Origin of the sequence: Streptomyces sp. NBC_00557, assembly GCF_036345995.1 — a bacterium.
Lineage (GTDB): Bacteria > Actinomycetota > Actinomycetes > Streptomycetales > Streptomycetaceae > Streptomyces.
Map to the genome: position 1 here is coordinate 2,152,487 of NZ_CP107796.1, position 18,493 is coordinate 2,170,979.

Annotated in this window: 12 protein-coding genes and 1 pseudogene; 3 read left to right on the forward strand and 10 right to left on the reverse strand. The window is 71.6% G+C overall.

Going from position 1 to position 18,493, the window contains the following annotated elements; all coding sequences use genetic code 11:
* Positions 1-277: 277 nt before the first annotated feature.
* Positions 278-2,401 (reverse strand): DNA gyrase/topoisomerase IV subunit B, encoded by a 2,124-nt coding sequence (locus tag OG956_RS08765; RefSeq protein ID WP_330337389.1) that lies wholly within the window; start codon positions 2,399-2,401, stop codon positions 278-280.
* Positions 2,402-2,842: 441 nt separating this feature from the next.
* Between OG956_RS08765 and OG956_RS08770 the strand changes: the two genes are divergently transcribed.
* Positions 2,843-3,073, forward strand: a complete 231-nt coding sequence (locus OG956_RS08770) for a DUF7455 domain-containing protein (protein ID WP_030735014.1) — start codon at positions 2,843-2,845, stop codon at positions 3,071-3,073.
* A 99-nt stretch (positions 3,074-3,172) separates the two neighbouring features.
* Here OG956_RS08770 and OG956_RS08775 read toward each other — a convergent pair whose 3' ends face one another.
* The 6 genes from OG956_RS08775 to OG956_RS08800 form a co-directional block, all read right to left on the reverse strand.
* Entirely contained in the window at positions 3,173-4,051 is an 879-nt protein-coding gene (locus OG956_RS08775) for a S1 family peptidase (RefSeq protein ID WP_330337390.1), read from the reverse strand.
* A gap of 121 nt (positions 4,052-4,172) precedes the next feature.
* On the reverse strand, positions 4,173-5,717 hold the full coding sequence (locus OG956_RS08780) for an RNA polymerase sigma factor (RefSeq protein WP_330337391.1): 1,545 nt from the start codon (positions 5,715-5,717) through the stop codon (positions 4,173-4,175).
* Positions 5,718-6,162: 445 nt separating this feature from the next.
* Positions 6,163-7,050 carry a FadR/GntR family transcriptional regulator gene (locus tag OG956_RS08785; RefSeq protein ID WP_330337392.1) on the reverse strand — a complete coding sequence of 296 codons (888 nt, stop codon included), beginning with the start codon at positions 7,048-7,050 and terminating at the stop codon, positions 6,163-6,165.
* 162 nt (positions 7,051-7,212) lie between these two features.
* Positions 7,213-9,759, reverse strand: a complete 2,547-nt coding sequence (locus OG956_RS08790; protein WP_443065543.1) for an ATP-binding cassette domain-containing protein — start codon at positions 9,757-9,759, stop codon at positions 7,213-7,215.
* A gap of 156 nt (positions 9,760-9,915) precedes the next feature.
* Entirely contained in the window at positions 9,916-10,674 is a 759-nt protein-coding gene (locus tag OG956_RS08795; RefSeq protein ID WP_330337394.1) for an NUDIX hydrolase, read from the reverse strand.
* Positions 10,675-11,079: 405 nt separating this feature from the next.
* Positions 11,080-12,699: a DUF4192 domain-containing protein gene (locus OG956_RS08800; RefSeq protein WP_330337395.1), complete on the reverse strand. Its 1,620-nt coding sequence runs from the start codon at positions 12,697-12,699 to the stop codon at positions 11,080-11,082.
* A gap of 143 nt (positions 12,700-12,842) precedes the next feature.
* On the opposite strand from OG956_RS08800, the pseudogene OG956_RS08805 reads away from it, so the two are divergent.
* Positions 12,843-15,009: pseudogene (locus tag OG956_RS08805) on the forward strand (RecQ family ATP-dependent DNA helicase).
* Positions 15,010-15,275: 266 nt separating this feature from the next.
* Positions 15,276-15,896, forward strand: a complete 621-nt coding sequence (locus OG956_RS08810; RefSeq protein ID WP_330337396.1) for a hypothetical protein — start codon at positions 15,276-15,278, stop codon at positions 15,894-15,896.
* Between the two features lie 455 nt (positions 15,897-16,351).
* On the opposite strand, the gene OG956_RS08815 is transcribed toward OG956_RS08810, so the two are convergent.
* The 3 genes from OG956_RS08815 to OG956_RS08825 all read right to left on the reverse strand — a co-directional run bounded on the left by OG956_RS08815 (position 16,352) and on the right by OG956_RS08825 (position 18,459).
* Entirely contained in the window at positions 16,352-16,984 is a 633-nt protein-coding gene (locus OG956_RS08815; protein WP_330337397.1) for a hypothetical protein, read from the reverse strand.
* Between the two features lie 68 nt (positions 16,985-17,052).
* The gene (locus OG956_RS08820) at positions 17,053-17,754 is read right to left on the reverse strand and encodes a ribonuclease HII (RefSeq protein WP_330337398.1); all 702 of its coding nucleotides are present in this window, start codon (positions 17,752-17,754) and stop codon (positions 17,053-17,055) included.
* An 81-nt stretch (positions 17,755-17,835) separates the two neighbouring features.
* A complete protein-coding gene (locus OG956_RS08825) occupies positions 17,836-18,459 on the reverse strand; it encodes a TetR/AcrR family transcriptional regulator (RefSeq protein WP_330337399.1) in 624 nt (207 codons plus the stop codon).
* Positions 18,460-18,493: the final 34 nt, after the last annotated feature.

The window sequence follows — 18,493 nt, forward strand, 5'->3', positions numbered from 1 at the left end:
CGGCAGTACACGCATGCGACCGGCCATCCGGCGACTGACGACTAGCGACCCCGCTCAACCGGAGCAGACCGACGCCCCCACCTGCACCGCCGACCCCGCGTCACCCGCAACGGCCAAAGAGCCCGTCTCCCTCCCACGGCCGCCAAGCACCCCGCCCCCAGCCGGACCCGCGCCGCCCCGAACCACCCACCCGGCCCGGCATCACCCGGAACCGCCCGCCCGCCGCGCAGGCAAACCCCCGCCGACAAGCCCCCGTCGGCCGAGCCCCGCGCAGCGGCTACGCGTCGATGCGTGAGCGGTCCAGCGTTGCCGCCGAGCTGGAGATGAACTCCTTGCGCGGCGCGACCTCGTTGCCCATGAGGAGGTCGAAGACCTGCTCGGCGGCCTCAAGGTCGGACAGGTTGATCCGGCGCAGCGTCCGGTGCCGCGGGTCCATCGTGGTTTCGGCCAGCTGGTCGGCGTCCATCTCGCCCAGACCCTTGTAGCGCTGGATGGAGTCCTTGTAGCGGATGCCCTTGCTCTGGAACTCCATGAGCTTGTCGCGCAGCTCGCGGTCGGAGTACGTGTAGACGTACTTGTCCTGGCCCTTCTTCGGCTGGACGATCTCGATGCGGTGCAGCGGCGGCACGGCGGCGAAGACCCGGCCGGCCTCGACCATCGGCCGCATGTAGCGCTGGAACAGCGTGAGCAGCAGGCAGCGGATGTGGGACCCGTCGACGTCGGCGTCGGTCATCATGATGATCTTGCCGTAGCGGGCCTGGTCGATGTCGAAGGTGCGGCCCGAGCCCGCTCCTATGACCTGGATGATCGCGCCGCACTCGGCGTTCTTGAGCATGTCGGTCACCGACGAGCGCTGCACGTTGAGGATCTTGCCGCGGATCGGCAGCAGGGCCTGGAACTCGGAGTTCCGTGCCAGCTTGGCCGTGCCCAGCGCGGAGTCGCCCTCCACGATGAACAGCTCGCTGCGGTCGACGTCGTCGCTGCGGCAGTCGGCCAGCTTCGCCGGCAGGGAGGAGGACTCGAGGGCGGTCTTGCGGCGCTGGGCGTCCTTGTGCTGGCGGGCCGCGACGCGCGTGCGGGCGGCGGCCACCACCTTCTCCATGACGACCCGTGCCTGGGCGGCGGCGTCCCGCTTAGTGCTGGTCAGGAACGCCTTCAGTTCCTTGGTGACCACGTTGTTCACAATGCGGCGGGCCGCCGACGTGCCCAGGACCTCCTTGGTCTGGCCCTCGAACTGCGGCTCGGCCAGGCGCACGGTCACGACGGCGGTGAGGCCCTCGAGGGCGTCGTCCTTGACGATGTTGTCCTCGGCCACGCGCAGCAGCTTCTTGGCGCGCAGCACCTCGTTGAACACCCCGGTCACGGCCTGCTCGAAGCCGGAGACGTGGGTGCCGCCCTTGGGGGTGGCGATGATGTTGACGAAGGACCGGACGGTCGTGTCGTAGCCCGTGCCCCAGCGCAGCGCGACGTCGACGCCCAGCTCGCGCGTCACCTCGGTCGGCGTCATCTGGCCGTGCTCGTCGAGGACGGGGACCGTCTCCTTGAAGGTGCCCTTGCCGGAGAAGCGCAGGACGTCGCAGACCGGCTTGTCGCTTGCCAGGTACTCGCAGAACTCGCTGATGCCGCCGTCGAAGCGGAAGGACTCCTCGCCCTTGCTGCCGCCCTCGCCCAGGCCGAACTCGTCGCGGACGACGATCGTCAGGCCCGGTACCAGGAAGGCGGTCTGCCGGGCGCGCTGGTGCAGGTTCTCCAGGGAGAGCTTGGCGTCCTTGAGGAAGATCTGGCGGTCGGCCCAGTAGCGCACGCGCGTGCCGGTGCGGGTCTTGGGGATCTTCTTGGTCTTGCGCAGCCCGCTCTTGGCCTCGAACTTCGCGTCGGCGCCCTCGCCGGCGAAGGCGCCCGGCACGCCGCGCCGGAAGCTGATGGCGTGCGTGTGGCCGCCGCGGTCCACCTCGACGTCGAGACGTGCGGAGAGGGCGTTGACGACGGAGGCGCCGACGCCGTGCAGACCGCCGGAGGCGGCGTACGATCCGCCGCCGAACTTGCCGCCCGCGTGGAGCTTGGTCATGACGACCTCGACGCCGGACAGGCCGGTCCTGGGCTCGACGTCCACGGGGATGCCCCGGCCGTTGTCACGCACCTCCACCGAGCCGTCGTCGTGGAGGATCACCTCGATGCGGTCACAGACGCCCGCGAGGGCCTCGTCCACGGAGTTGTCGATGATCTCCCACAGGCAGTGCATCAGACCGCGGCTGTCGGTCGATCCGATGTACATACCGGGGCGCTTGCGCACGGCCTCGAGGCCCTCGAGGACGAGCAGGTGCCGCGCGGTGTAGTTGGAACCGTCCCGGTCTGCTCCTGCCAGCAGCGCTGTGGACGGCACGGACGTGTCGGCGGTCACGCGGTTCGCTCCTCGCTGAATTTCAGTTGGCCCCCTACTGGGTAAGGGGACGGCTTCGGTCGCCGCTCAGAGGGTACCGAGGCCTGGTAGAGCCGGTGTAACGCCACCCTCGTCGGGAACTCAGACTAGTCCAGGCTCGCATACACGTTCGATCCCTCGTTGGAGTGAAGTACATATCACGTTCCATTGGAGGCATGAACCATTTAGGCTCCGGGCACGTCCTCCTGAACAACAGGCAACCCGGCCTGGAGGACCGAGACACAACACTGAGCGAAACCGTAAGCACCCCAAGAGACGCACTACGGCACATTCGCCGCCAACCGGCAGCAGACAGCCGCCCCGGAAGATTTTTTTCGAGGAAAAGCCACGAGCGGGAACGTTTTCGGGCTGGTTGGATGTTGACCCTGGTACGACAGCTCGTCGAGCTAGAGAAGAGGCGACGTGACTACTGTTCTGACCCCCGCGAGCCCGCTGACGGCCGCCGATCGCTGCGACCGCTGCGGCGCCCAGGCATACCTGCGCGTCGTCCTGCTGAGCGGCGGAGAACTGCTCTTCTGCGCCCACCACGGTCGCAAGTTCGAGCCGGAACTCAAGAAGATCGCCGCTGAGATACAGGACGAGACGGAGCGGCTGACGTCCGTTCCGAACACCGCTTCCGAAGAAGAGCGCTGAATCTCGCACCACGACGAGCCAGCCCCGGCACAGGCCGGTGAACGGGCGGCCACTCCCTCCAGGAGCGGCCGCCCGTGCTCATGTCTCCGTGCGGAGGCTTCAGGAGCCACCCAGCAGGCCAGGACGGCCCTGAAGGGCCTTCGGGGCTCCTGAGGCCGCCCGCAGCACGCGCAGTACCTCGGAGACCCGCGTGTAGACCCCAGGGCTGCCCGGCTTGCCGCAGTCGCTGCCCCAGGACACGAGCCCGATCAGCCGGCCCTTCGCCACCAGCGGGCCGCCGCTGTCCCCCTGGCAGGCGTCCGGGCCGCCGGCGGCCTCTCCGGCGCAGAGCATGCTGCCCGCCCGGTAGGTGCCGTCGGGACCGCCCGGATAGGCGCGGGCGCAGAGGTCGTCGGGCAGCACGCGCACGTGTGCGGCGTACAGCCTGCTCGCGTAGGCGCCCTCGCCGGTCGTGTCGCCCCACCCGGAGACCATGGCCTGCGTGCCCGGCGTGTAGGCCGGGTCGCCCGCGCCCGCCATGCCGATCACCACGCCCTGGGGCAGCGGCTTGGCGAGTGTGATCACGGCGAAGTCGCCGGTGTTGGTGCGGCTGTCGTACCCCGGGTTGGTCCAGACGTCGCGCACGGCGACCTCCTGGCCCCCGCCCGACATCAGGTCGGTGCGGTCGGCGATGACCCTCAGGTCCCCCACGCGGTCAGGGGGCGCTCCGAGGACGTCCTCGGTCAGGCAGTGCGCGGCGGTGAGCACGGCCGTCCGTGTGACCGCCACGCCCCCGCAGAACTGTCCGGCCCGCGTACCTCCGAACCGGTCACGGCTGGACAGCGCGACCGTCCAGGGGGCCTGGGAGACGTCTATCGGGAAGCCGCCGACCACCACGCTGTCGGCCGTCGCGGGAGCCGCGCCCACCAGGGGTGTCACGGCCATGGCGGCCGTCAGGGCCAGCGATCGGATCAGTGCCCGGGCAACGGAACGGCGCATGCAGACTCCTCACTCTCGGGTCGTACCGGGACACCCAGAGTGATCCACTGCGCGGCGGCGCGCAGCACGAGGGCCCGGCCCCCCGAAGGGAGCCGGGCCCTCGCCGTCGTACGACCGCGACCTAGTCGAGGTAGTCGCGCAGCACCTGGGAACGCGACGGGTGGCGCAGCTTGGACATGGTCTTGGACTCGATCTGGCGGATGCGCTCACGCGTCACGCCGTACACCTTGCCGATCTCGTCGAGGGTCTTCGGCTGACCGTCGGTGAGACCGAACCGCATGGAGACGACGCCGGCCTCGCGCTCGGACAGGGTGTCCAGAACGGAGTGCAGCTGCTCCTGCAGGAGCGTGAAACTGACGGCGTCGGCGGGGACGACGGCCTCGGAGTCCTCGATGAGGTCACCGAACTCGCTGTCGCCGTCCTCGCCCAGCGGGGTGTGCAGCGAGATGGGCTCGCGGCCGTACTTCTGGACCTCGATGACCTTCTCCGGGGTCATGTCGAGCTCCTTGGCCAGCTCCTCCGGGGTGGGCTCACGGCCCAGGTCCTGGAGCATCTGGCGCTGCACGCGCGCGAGCTTGTTGATGACCTCGACCATGTGCACCGGGATACGGATGGTGCGGGCCTGGTCGGCCATGGCGCGGGTGATGGCCTGACGGATCCACCAGGTGGCGTACGTGGAGAACTTGTAGCCCTTGGTGTAGTCGAACTTCTCGACCGCGCGGATCAGACCGAGGTTGCCCTCCTGGATGAGGTCCAGGAAGAGCATGCCGCGGCCCGTGTAGCGCTTGGCCAGGGAGACCACCAGACGGAGGTTGGCCTCCAGCAGGTGGTTCTTGGCGCGGCGGCCGTCCTCGGCGATGATCTCGAGCTCGCGCTTGAGCTTCGGCGCCAGCTTGTCGGCGTTGGCCAGCTTGTCCTCGGCGAACAGACCCGCCTCGATGCGCTTGGCCAGTTCGACCTCCTGCTCGGCGTTGAGCAGGGGGACCTTGCCGATCTGCTTCAGGTAGTCCTTGACCGGGTCGGCGGTGGCGCCGGCCGCGGCAACCTGCTGCGCGGGCGCGTCGTCCTCGTCCTCGTCGGACAGGACGAAGCCAGCGCTCTCGGCGCCCTCCGGCTCGTCGGCGACCTTGGCGTCCTCAAGCACCTCGTCTTCGAGAAGCTCGACGTCGTCCTTCTTGGCCGTGGTCTTCTTGGCGGCCGTCTTCTTCGCGACGGTCTTCTTCGCGGCCGCCTTCTTGGCGGTCGTCTTCTTGGCCGCGGCCTTCTTGGCGGGGGCGGCTTCCTCGGCGGAATCGGTTACGGCGGGAGCGACGGGCGCCGCGGGAGCGGCCGTGCTGGCGGTGGCCTTCCTCGTGGTGGTCACCGCCTTCGCCGCGACCGTCTTGGTGGCGGTGCGCTTCGCGGGGCTCTTCGCTGCGACGCTCTTGCGGGTGCGCTTGGGCTCTGCGGCACTGACCATCAGCGTCACACCCTCTTCCTCAAGAATCTGGTTGAGGCTGCGCAGTACGTTCTTCCACTGAGTGGCCGGAATCTGGTCAGCTTCGAAGGCCCGACGCACATCGTCGCCGGCGATCTGCCCCTCAGCCTTTCCCCGCTCAATGAGCGCCATGACAGAGACGGACTCGGCGATCTCCGGCGGGAGCGTACGGGATGTGCTGGCCGACACGAACAACCTCTCGGAACGTTGGAAAGCGGCTTCCGGCACCGTCCACTGCGGACAGGAGCCGACCACCGGCCTGGGGATGGGCCGACGGCGCGGGCGGGGGCCGGGAAGATGCACAGCGCCTGTCCAGGCGTCCGTATTCCCTCCGCGGCTGTCACCTCTTAGGTCATCGCGCTGTTTCCACGAGCGTTACGCCCAATCTGCGTGGCCCGAGTCACACCCCGTAAGCGGTCAAAAGCGATCAGACTTGGACAAATAGGATCACTCTCTGACGTCCGCCCGATCACCCGGACACCCCTGGCGGCCCGTCGCACCGCTGGACCTTGCCGGACCGCGCAAGGTCCGGCAAGGTCCAGCGGCGGCCGTCAACGAGCCCGGCACCGCCACGCGCGCCACGAGAACCAGGCCGACGCCCCACACCGGCGACCGCTCCGCCCCGGCCGCGGGGTCAGTGCTCGCGCGGAGCGGGCACCACGCGCTCCACCTCGGGGTGGACCGTGAGCAGTTGCCGCATGGCCGTCTCTGCCGCCGCGCCGTCGCCGGTGCCGAGCGCGTCGACGATCCGCGCGTGCTGCGCGAGCGACGTCTCGTTCGGCCGGTCACAGCCCGTGACCGGGCCTCCCGAGACCTGGAGGGCGGCGGAGACGATTCCGGAGAGGTGTTCGAGCATGCGGTTGCCGGCGATCTGGATGAGCAGCCCGTGGAACTCGTTGTCGGCGCGCGAGTAGGTCAGCGCGTCGCCCTGCGCCATGGCGTGACTCATGATCTCGACCATGTCGCTGAGGCGCTGCTGCACCTCCTCGCGCCCGTGCCCGGCGGCGAGGCGGGCGGCCAGCGGCTCGATGGTCCAGCGCAGCTCGCTCAGCTCGCGGCGCTGGTCGTCGCGCTGGGGCCCGAAGGCCCGCCACTCGATGATGTCGGGGTCGAGCAGGTTCCAGTCGCTGACGGGACGCACACGCGTGCCGACGTTCGGGCGGGCGCTGACCAGGCCCTTGGCCTCCAGAACGCGGAGGGACTCACGGACGACGGTGCGGGAGACCTCGAAGCGCTGGCCGATCTCCTCGGGCACCAGCGGCCGGTCGGCGCCCAGGTCGCCGGAGACGATCATCTGTCCGAGCTGCTGAACGAGTTGGCCGTGCAGCCCGCGTCCGCGGCTGCCGGCGGCGCGTCGGCCGACGCGGCCGAGCTCGGGATCCGCGCCTTCCCAGGAGGGTGCTGTGACGCGGTCGGCCACCTGCGGTTCTGCGTAGGGGTAGCGGTCGAGTTCGCCCGGGCCGGCCAGACCGGAGTCGGTGGAGCGGGCGGCGGTCATCATGGTGTGCGCAAGGGTACTCACGGATCCTTTGTCGGCGTCGCCTCCAACTCCCTTGAGGTCTTTGGTGAAAAGCACACGAAAGGGTGATCGCTCACCCCATCGCAATTGACGCCTTATCGGAAAGAAATGGTCTTTCCGCGGGGAGTTGTGCACGCAGCAGGATCGGAAGTGGGCTGAGAGTCATCACCGGAACCGGTTGCGCAGCGTCGTGAACAGGTACGCGCACAGCAGTGCCGACAGCGACAACGCCATGGCGCCGCCGACCGGTTGGGCGAGCACGCGCGCGAAGCCGAGCAGGTAGCGCTCGCCTCCGAAGGGCCACTGCAGCAAGAGGACCTCCCGCATCCGCACGGGAAACCCGGCGGCCATGCGCGGGGCCGGCCCCGCCATCACCGTGTGCACGCACGGGACGACGGCAACGGGTACGGCGAGTACGGCGGCCAGGCCGGCCGAGGTGGACCGGAACACGCCGGCCGACAGCACACCGGCCCACGCGCACCCGACGACGAGGCCGAACCAACTCACGCTGAGCGAAAGCCAGTCCGCGGGAACTTGCGTGAGCTCCCGTCCGTAGACGATGTAGAGCGCTTCGGCGTCGCAGCCCAGGGTGAGGAAGGCCAGCAGGGCCGCGGTGGCTCCGGAGACGAGCAGTTTCGCGGTGAGCAGCCCCAGCCGGCGGGGCACGGTGCCGCGGTCCGCCGCGAGGGCGGGGTGGCGGAACTCGTCCCCGAAGGCCAGCGCACCGAGCAGTCCCGCCGCGAGTGCCGCGGGCGGCAGCGGCAGTTGACGGGGCCACGCGGCGAACAGCCGCGCCTGCGGGGTGTGCCCGATCCTGGCCAGCACTACGGCGGTGAGCGCGGACACCGCCAGGACGGCACCGCAGGTGAGGAAGCCGACACCGATGCCGGTGGCACGCCGGACCTCGTAGCGCAGGGGGCGGAGGGGGCTGGGGGCGGGGCGGACGGCGATGGGGGGCGGGAGGGGGAAGAGAGCGTCGACGGAGGAAGCATCGTCGAGGCGGGCGGCGAGGGTGTCCTGCGGCTGACGAGAGCGTGGCTTCCGGGCGCCGGGGAGACGGGTGCGGAGCGCGGAGATGCCCACGGCCAAGGTCCTCGTGCTGCCGGTCTGCGGTTCCGGGGCCGCCGCGGCCGCATCCCGCCGGGTGTCCGCGGAGGCCGACTCGGCGCTCCGGCCGCCGTCGGCTCCGGCCTGCACCACGGCGGGAACCGCTCCGGGGCCGCCCTCAGCCGCGTCCCCGCCGCCGGCCGGGCCGACGGGCACAGGCCCGCTCATCCCCGGGACCTTGTCCGCGGGCGGCACGCCCTCGGCCCGTAGCCGACGCGTGGTCTCGATGCGCTCTGCCACATTCCGGTCCGGGGACGTCTCCGCGAGCGACGTCCGCGCACCGCTCAGGGCCTGAGTCCCCTCCCCAGCCGATGGTTCTTCGCCCGCGGCGGCGCCGGGCGCGCACCGCTGCTCGGCAAGGGTGCCCGCTGCGGCGTCGTCTCGCGGCGGTGCGCTGAAGCCGAACGGCGTGGCACGCCGTTCTCTCGCCGCGTGGCCCGATGCGGCGCCGCCCCGCTCCCCGGACGGGAGGCCGGACGTCACGGGCGCCGCCTGCTCCGGCGAGTCGTAGGCCGACGCACCGGCCCCCGCCGTCGACAGGCCGACCGCCTGGGGGCCGGCCGCGGACGCCACGAGGCCGAACGCCGAGGCGTCCGGCTCCACCGCCGGCAGATCCCGCGCCGTCCCGGGCCCCGCGGAAGAGGGCCCCGGCCCGGCGTGTGCGCGCTCCACCCGCGGTTCGGCCGCGCCCGCTTCGGCAACGGCGGGAGCGGGCCCGGCGCCGGATCCCGGCCCCATGTCGCCGACCTCGTCCGACAGTTGGTGCACGAGGATGCCGTGCCGGAATGCCGTCTCTCCGACATCGGCGGTCGTGGAGCCGTACACCGAGAGGCGGTTGCCGCCCTCGCGGACCACCTCGACGGAGCGGCGCGCCGTACGGGCCTCCTTGGTGAGCAGGGCCGCCAGCCGCGCTGCATGGGGGCTGCGGACGGCCACGCGCGGACGCAGCCGGGTGCGGGCGAACTCGCCGGCCTCCTGGTCGGCCACCACTCTGCCGCCGTCGAGGGTGATGACGCGGTCGGCCGTGCGGGCTGCCTCCTTGGGGTCGGCGGTGGTGAACAGAACCGTGCCGCCCTGGCCGGCGTGGGCGCGCAGCATTCCGTGCAGCCACCGCGCCTCGCGGGCGGACAGACCGGCAGCGGGCTCGTCGAGGACGAGCGTGTGCGGGTCGGGCAGCAGGGCGCAGGCCAGGCCGAGCCTGCGGTCCATGCCCCGCGAGAGCGTGCCCAGAGGCTCGTCACGGAAGCTGACGAGACCGACCACTTCGAGGACTTCGTCGGCCCGCCGCGCAGGGACTCCCGAAGCCGCGCACAGCATGCGCAGATGGCCCCGGACCGAGCGGGCCGGATGCCCCGGCACGTCGCCGAGGAGCACTCCGACCTCCCGCGCCGGATGGGCGATGCGATGCAGGGGCCGTCCTCTGAAGTAGGTGATGCCACGCCCGGGTTGGAGCTCGAGCATCAGTCTGAGCGCCGTCGTCTTGCCCGCGCCGGCGCCGCCGAGGAGCACGGTGACATGGCCCGCGCGCGCTTCGAAGGAGACGTCGTCGACGACGGGCGGGTGCGCCTTGCGGGGAGTGCTGGTCAGTCCGAAGGCCTGGATCACCTGCAGCAAGATAGCGCGCTATGTCCTGTTTTCCGGGTATCACCGGGTCTCCTACCACACGTGGTGCGGCCGGACCCGTTCAGTTCCGCCGTTCGAGGTACTCCCCGGCACGCGACGGGCCGGGCCTCCCGAGCGTCCGGAGAGCGGCTGCCCGCCTCAGACCTCGGGGCGGAGCATCGGGGGGTTGAGCAGCGTGGCGCCGCCCGCCCGGAAGAGCTGCGCCGGCCGGCCGCCCTGGCGCGTGGTCGTACCTCCGGTGGGGACGAGGAACCCGGGTGTGCCGGTGACCTTGCGGTGGAAGTTGCGCGGATCGAGGGCCACGCCCCACACCGCCTCGTACACCCGGCGCAGCTCACCGACGGTGAACTCGCTCGGGCAGAAGGCGGTGGCCAGAGACGAGTACTCGATCTTGGACCGGGCCCGTTCCACCCCGTCGGCGAGGATCTGGGCGTGGTCGAAGGCGAGCGGCGCCACGGGCTCGTCGTCGCGGCCGTAACCGCCCTGCTGGAGCAGTTCCTCGACCGGCGCCCAGCGCGCGTTGCTGGCGTCGCCTCCCGCGCGCGGAGCGGGCAGGTCGGGCGCGAGGGCGAGGTGGGCGACGCTCACCACGCGCATGCGCGGGTCCCGCTTGGGGTCTCCGTAGGTGGCGAGCTGTTCGAGATGGGCTCCGTTGGCCTGGGCCGGGGCCGAGGGGTCGTGCACGCACAGCCCGGTCTCCTCGGCGAGCTCACGCGCTGCCGCCTGGGAGAGATCCTCGTCGGCCCGCACGAAGCCTCCGGGCAGCGCCCAGCGCCCTTGGAAGGGGGGCTCGCCCCGGCGGACCGCCAGCGCGCACAGGGCATGGCGGCGTACGGTCAGCACGACCAGGTCCACGGTCACGGCGAATGGCGGAAAGGCTGACGGGTCGTAGGGCATGCCGCGATCATAGTCGTCTTCCTGACGATAAACACTCCCTTCCTCGGCCCCATCGGTGGCGCTTCCGCTTCGTTCCAGTATGCGGTGCGGAGCCGGGTCCTGTTTCGTCACCCTCTGGCGTTGCACGAGGTCACGGTCGCAGTCGCAGGGCCTCCACCGCCCTCTCGATCATGGCGGGCCGCGGCCTGCTCGTGTGCGGGGCGAGCGGGGCGCCGGCGCCGCGCAGCCCGGTCGGCGGGAAGCGGCTCGGTCGATGGCCGGAGGCGAGGGCTTGCTGCGGGCCTGTCCGCCGACGGTCGTGTGACGGTCCCTCGCGGGCGCCTCGGGCAGCCGGGCGCGGAAGGTCGGCCGGGCCGGCCCCGTCGCGTTCCCCGGGCCATGCCCGTCGCGCTCCCCGGGCCACGATCAACCCTCGCTCTCGGGCTCGCAGCGGTCGGTCCTCGACAGGGCTGCGCCCGCCGTGGTGCCGTCGGGCTCTGCCGCACGGGTGCGCGTGCCGCCGAGGCCACGGCTGCCGGGGCGTGCGGGCTCGGCCGCCGACGGGCCGGGGTGGGAGCCAGCCGGCCTCCGCCGTCCTCCGGTGGACCGGGCGGCGCGAGGGGCGGCGCCGGCCTCGGTCGATCGCGTCCGGCGCCGTCGGCGCGTGCCGCTCCCTCGTCCTGCTTCGGCGCCCTGGCCGTCCCCTCGGACACCGGTTTCGGGGCCTCGGGGATCCACTCGGACACCGGTTTCGGTGCCCTGCGGGTCAACTGGGGCACCGGCTTCGGCGCCCTCGGCGGGCGGGAGACCGGCCTGAGCCGTCTCCTTCCGCTGGCTCGGCTGCGCGCCGGTCTGCCCCGGCGTGCGCGCCCCGCGGTCCGCGCGCAGGCAGCGGCGGATCGCTTCCGGATCGAGGCCTTCGTTGCAGGCCTGGTGCAGCAGGCGGGCGAAGAGATAGTCGGGATCCGCGCCCAGCGCCATGGCCAGCGCCTCGCGCGCCTCCAGTTCGTCACCGGTCGACCAGGCGACCCAGCCGGCCAGGGTCAGCGGAGCCGCGGCGTGCTCGCCGTACGGCCCGACGCAGCGGCGGGCCAGGGCGCGCCAGAGCCGCAGGGCCGGACCCGCCTCGTCGCCCTCCATCCATGCGGCCGCCCGGTCGCGTGTCGTACGGTCCTGGAGCCCGAGGATCAGAGCCGCCGCCTCGTCATGGGCGAGCAGACGGTCGTCGCGCAGGTCCGCCGGATGTGTGCCGGACACGGGCGCCGCGTCGGCGAAGCGGCGCATGATCCGCTCGGCGAGGCGCAGCGTCTCCTCCGCCACCTCCGCGCGGGACGCCTCGTCGAGGATGCGGGGCACCAGGCTCATGCCGGCCGCGTCCAGAGCGACCTCCTGCTCCAGTGCCGCGGACGTGTCCCAGGGCTGCAGCCTGGCGCGCAACTCCCTGAGGGTGCCGCGCACTTGAATGCCCGCGTAGGTGGCCGCCGCTGCCAGTACGGAGGTGCCGGGAAGGCCCATCGGCGAGCCGTCCTCGGGGCAGCAGCCCACGATCGGGCAGCAGTACGACCAATAGCGGCCGTCGGAGATACACAGTGCCTCGATGACCGGTACGTCGAGCTCGCCGCACTGGGTGCGCAGCAGGTGGACCAGTGGCTCGAGGCGTCGTTTGACGTCGCGGCCCGACTCGCCCGGGGACGGTTCCTGGCAGACGTAGGCCACCATCTGTTCGGGCCGGGCGCCCCGTCGTTCGCTGCCGGTCACCAGTCCCTGGGCCAGCTGGCGTGCGGCCGCCTTCCAGTCCTCCTCGTTCTTGGGGATGCCGAGCCGGGCCCGGCCGCCGAACCTGCCCTTGCCTTCGCGGTCGTGCAGGGCCACCAGCACCATGCTGTCCTCCGGACGGTAGCCGAGGAGGTAGGGCAGGGCGTCGGCCAGCTCGGCCGGGGTGCGCAGCGTGACCTGTGTGTCGTGCGCGGACGCGCCGGTGAACGGCTCCTGGCCCGAGATGTCGTTGTTCTCGAACGGTCCGGTGGTTTCGCTGTGATTCGTCATGCGCAGACGATCTCGCGGATCGCGTGATTCCGGTTGAGCCTGTGGACAAGTCGGATCAGGGACACGACAACGCCGTCCGGGTTGTCCACAGCCCAGGGCAGCGGGTCCGCCGTTTGTCGGTCCCGTCCTGTTGTATGGGACGCATGGAGCACACGAGCAACGCGGATCTCCGGACGCAGGCGGATGCCGTCCTCGCCCGGCTCGTCGGGGATGCCACGGGCACGGCCCGGCTGCGCGAGGATCAGTGGCGGGCGATCGAGGCGCTGGTCGCCGAGCGGCGCCGGGCCCTGGTCGTGCAGCGCACGGGGTGGGGCAAGTCCGCGGTGTACTTCGTGGGCGACGTCGTTGCTGCGGGCCAGAGGCAGCGGGCCCACGGTGATCGTCTCGCCGCTGCTCGCGCTCATGCGCAATCAGGTGGACGCCGCGGCCCGGGCCGGCATCCATGCCCGCACCATCAACTCCTCCAACACCGAGGAGTGGGACGCCGTGCAGACCGAGATCGCGGCCGGCCAGGTGGATGTCCTGCTCGTCAGCCCGGAGCGGCTGAACAACCCCGACTTCCGCGACCAGGTCCTGCCCAAGCTGTCCGCCGCGACCGGCCTGCTGGTCGTGGACGAGGCCCACTGCATCTCCGACTGGGGCCACGACTTCCGCCCCGACTACCGGCGGCTGCGCACCATGCTCGGCGACCTCCCGCCCGGTGTTCCGGTACTGGCCACCACCGCCACGGCCAATGCCCGGGTGACCGCGGACGTCGCCGAGCAGCTGGGCACCGGCGGCACCTCGGACGCCCTGGTGCTGCGCGGGCCACTGGCCCGGGAGAGCCTCAGCCTCGGCGTGCTGCGGCTGCCGGACGCCGCGCACCGCATGGCGTGGCTCGCCGACCACCTGGACGACCTGCCGGGCTCCGGCATCATCTACACGCTCACGGTCGCCGCCGCGGAAGAGGTCACCGCGTTTCTGCGGCAGCGCGGGCACACCGTCGCCTCGTACACGGGCAAGACGGAGAACGCCGAGCGTCAGCAGGCCGAGGACGATCTGCTCGCCAACCGGGTCAAGGCGCTGGTCGCCACGTCCGCGCTCGGCATGGGATTCGACAAGCCGGATCTCGGTTTCGTGGTCCATCTCGGTTCCCCCTCCTCCCCCATCGCCTACTACCAGCAGGTCGGCCGTGCCGGTCGCGGTGTCGATCACGCCGAGGTACTGCTGCTGCCGGGCAAGGAGGACGAGGCGATCTGGCAGTACTTCGCGTCTTTGGCCTTCCCTTCCGAGGAGCTGGTCCGGCGCACCCTGGACGTCCTCGCCCGGGCGGACCGCCCTCTGTCGCTGCCCGCACTGGAGCCCCTGGTCGAGCTGCGCCGCTCCCGGCTGGAGACGATGCTGAAGGTCCTCGACGTGGACGGAGCGGTCCGCCGCGTCCAGGGCGGATGGATCGCCACCGGGCAGCCCTGGTCGTACGACGCCGAGCGCTACGACTGGGTCGCCCGGCAGCGCGCTGCGGAACAGGAGGCCATGCGGGCCTACGCGTCCACCACCGAGTGCCGTATGGAGTTCCTGCAGCGTCAGCTGGACGACGAAGCCGCCAGACCGTGCGGCCGCTGTGACAACTGCGCCGGCCCCCGCTTCACCTCGGACATCTCCCCGGGCGCGGTGGACTCCGCCCGCAGCGACCTGGGCCGGGCCGGCGTCGAGGTGGAGCCCCGCCGCATGTGGCCGACGGGCCTGCCGGCGATCGGCATCGATCTCAAGGGACGCATTCCGGCCGGTGAACAGGCGTCGCCGGGGCGCGCGCTGGGGCGGCTGTCGGACATCGGCTGGGGCAACCGCCTGCGTCCGCTCCTCGCGCCGCAGGCACCGGACCACGCCGTGCCGGACGACGTGGCGCGGGCCGTGGTCGACGTCCTGGCCGACTGGGCGAAGGGCCCCGGCGGCTGGGCCTCGGGTGTGTCCGACGCGCAGGCACGGCCGGTGGGAGTCGTCACCGTCGCCTCGCGGACGCGGCCTTTGCTGATCCATTCGCTGGGCGCCCGCATCGCCGAGGTCGGCCGGCTGCCGCTGCTGGGCTCGGTGGAGTACGCCGAGGACGTGCCGCGCGTGTCGCGCAGCAACAGCGCGCAGCGGCTGAAGGCGCTCGACGGCGCGCTGACGGTGCCGCCCGGCCTGGCTTCGGCGCTCTCCGAGGCCGGCGGTCCGGTGCTGCTGGTCGACGACTTCACCGAAACGGGCTGGACGCTCGCGGTCGCGGCACGCCTGCTCAGAAAGTCCGGCGCTCGGGGGGTGTTGCCGCTGGTCCTGGCCGTCCAGGGCTGACCGCGCACTCGTACCGGAAGGCGGAGCGGACGCGATCCCGCCACCTCATGCGTCAGTGAGCCAACCTTTGGGTAGGGATATAAGCCACGCACCACCAGATAACAGTCGGTGGCCTCAATTGCTCGTTGCCGCATCCAAGTTCGGCAGGAAGAATTGAGGTCCGCTCCCCGCGCGGCTCGCCCGTGACCGGTCGGGCTTTGCTGCGGTGCGCGGTCCCTCGAATCCGACCTCGCCCGCAATGTGGGCTCGCAGCCGAAGGGAGGAACGTGACCTTCGGATTCGCCTCGTCCTCGGCGGCCTCGTTCTCGACATCCGCGACCGCCGCTTCCGCCAGTCGTCTGCTCGAGCCGGCCGAATGGGCCGCCGCCGGAATCCCTTTGCTGCGCAACCCCCGTGAGGTCGTCACCGGTCTGCACTCCCGCCATCGGCCGAGGCCTTCCACGGCGGTCGTGGCAGTGCTGGATCCGGAGGAACGGCTGTGCGCGAGTGCGTCGTTCACCCGCCGGCCCGCCCCGGCCGACGGCTGGATGTTCCGCAACGCGCTGCTCGCGCAGCTGCGCCGGATCATCCCGCACGACCTGAGGCGCCGGACCCCGGTGCGCACGGCCATCCTCCTCTACTGCCGTGAGGGCGACGCGCAGTGGACGGAGGAGGACGGAGCCTGGATGTGGGGCCTGCGTGACGCCTGCACCCTGCACGGACTGCGGTGCGGGGCGTACATCACGCTGACCCACGACGGCTGGCACGTGCTCGGTGAAGGTCGCAGCGGACGCCGCCCCAATGCGGACTCCGCGCCCGAGCCCTTCGCCACCTCCGACGCGCCGCCGCCCGCACCACGCACCGGCGGACCGGTCTCCGAGGTCCTGCGCCGCGCGGCGGCCCGCTAGGCGGCGCCGAGGAAGGCCGGCTCGTACCGCCGGCTGGTACCGACGACCGTCTCCCCGGCCACTGACCCGGTCCGCGAACGGCTCCCGGGACGGCATGACCGTGCCATGACTACGCGCGGCAAGGCCTGGGGTGCCCTAAGCGCACGGGGGCCGTACCGAGAAACAGACGATGCCGGGTTCGCGCCGACAACGGTGCGGGCGCCCCGTGCCGAGACCGCTTCCCAAGTGCCCTTGGCCAGCGAAAGCAGGCGGCGCTGGCGGTCCGTGCGGTGCCGGCGCAACGGGCGCAGACGGGGTCCTCCCACTGCCCGGCACTGGCATCCTGCCCCAGTCCCAGGACACCGGCCTCCGCCTGTGCCCCCACCGGCCACCCGGGCATGCCAAAGGCCACGCCGTTCGGTTACCTCCAGATCGGTTGCCTCGTCACCCCGTCGCCGCGCGGCGCCGGACTCTGATCAGACGCCCGCGCCCAGCACCGAGTTGATCTGCTGGGGGTCGCCGCAGACGATCAGCAGGGCACCGGCCCGGGAGTGGGCCAGCGGCAGGGCCGAGGCGGCAGCGGCAGCGGGACCTCCGTTGAGGGCCACGACGACCACGGGGCGGGACGCGGCACGGGAGGCGACGGCGGCGTCCGCGTAGAAGACGTCGTCACCGGCGTCGTGCTGCGCCCAGTAGGAAGCTTCACCGAAGGACAGTTCGTGCTCCGCCCACGGATGCTGGGACCCCGTGGTGATCACGAGCACGTCGCCAGGGGCACGGCCCGACTCCAGCAGCAGGTCCACCGCCTCCTCGGCGGCGTCGAGCGCACCCTCGGCCGAGGCCGGGATCAGCTGGATCTGCGGGCCGGCCGCCGCGGCGGCGGGAGCGGCCGGGCCGGACGGAGCGGGCTTGGCCTGAGCCACGTCACGCGGTGTGCGCTGCACCGGCGGCACCGGCCGCGGAGGGCCGGGACGACCGGGGCGGGACGGAGCCGCGGGACGGGGGCCGGGTACAGGGCGAGGGGTCGGCGCGGTACGACCGTTGGCCGGCGTGGCGCGGGGACCCTGGGCACTCTCGTGAATCTGAGGCTCCTCGGGAATGAGAGGCATGAGCTGATATTTATCAAACGTTGGTGCGGCACGGGTGACCGGGTGGCACATCAGTGCGAGCGGAACCGTCAGAAATCGAAGCCGAGCTGGCCCTCGATCTCGGGAACGCTTCCGTCCACCCAGCTGCGGACCTTCTTGAGGTGCCGCCACTGAGGCAACGCATCAAGATACGCCCACGACAAGCGGTGGTGCGGGGTGGGCCCCCACTCCTCCAGCGCGGCCTTGTGCACGGGCGACGGATACCCGGCGTTGTCCGCAAATCCGAAGTGTGCATGGTCGGCACCCAGTTCGGCCATCATTTTGTCGCGCTGAACCTTGGCTATCACCGACGCCGCCGCGACGGCCACACACGACTGATCGCCCTTGATCACCGTGCGCACCCTCCAGGGAGCGCCGAGGTAGTCGTGCTTCCCGTCGAGGATCACTGCGTCGGGGCGGACCGGCAGGGCGTCCAGAGCCCGGACCGCGGCGAGCCGCAGCGCGGCGGTCATCCCCAGGTCGTCGATCTCCTCGGGGGAAGCATGCCCCAGCGCGTAGGCGGTCACCCATGAGCGAAGGGTCTCCGCCAGCTCGGTGCGCCGCTTGATCGTCAGCAGCTTGGAGTCGGTCAGCCCCTCGGGCGGGCGGCGGAGTCCGGTGACCGCCGCGCAGACGGTGACAGGTCCGGCCCATGCGCCGCGCCCCACCTCGTCGACACCGGCAATGACCTTCGCTCCGGTCGTGGCGCGCAGGGAGCGCTCGACGGTGTGGGTAGGCGGTTCGTACGGCATGGCGCCCTTAGCGTACGCCGCCGGGCGGGTCGGCCGACACCCCGGTCTCCCGTCCCGCCGGGCAGGTCACCGGGGGTGCCGTCAGGCTCCGTAGGGCCGCAGCAGCGGGAGCATCAGCTGGTCGATCATCTCCTCAAGGTCCTGATCACTCCATTCGCTGGCGCACATCTTCGAGCGGTACATCATCACGGCCGGGATGGCGTCGAAGACATAGCCGTTGGCCGCGTCCGCACGCACCTCACCTCGCCCTATTCCACGGGTGATGACCTCCCCCAGGAGTCGGACGGTCGGCTCCACCACCCCTCCGACGATCACTTCCTGGAAGCGTTCCGCGTGGATCTGATCGCACTCGTGAATCACCGAGCGCAGCGCCACGCCCGGCGGCGAGAACATGATCTGCCGTACCTGCCGGCACAGGGCGAGAAGGTCCTCGCGCACGCTGCCGAGGTCCGGGGCCGTCTCCACCCTGGGAAGCCCAGCCACCAGCGCGTCCGCGACGAGGTCCTCCTTGCAGGGCCAGCGGCGGTAGACCGCGGCCTTGCCGGTCTGGGCGCCGGCGGCGACTCCTTCCATGGTCAGCCCCTTCCAGCCGACCTCGCCGAGTTGCTCCAGCGCGGCTTCGAGGATCGCGCGCTCCAGCACCACGCCGCGCCGACGAGGGGAAGCCGCCCGAGCGGGAGCAGCCGTCCAGCGCGAAGTAACCATCTGTGTCTCTCCAACAGGGGAAGCGGGGATTGCC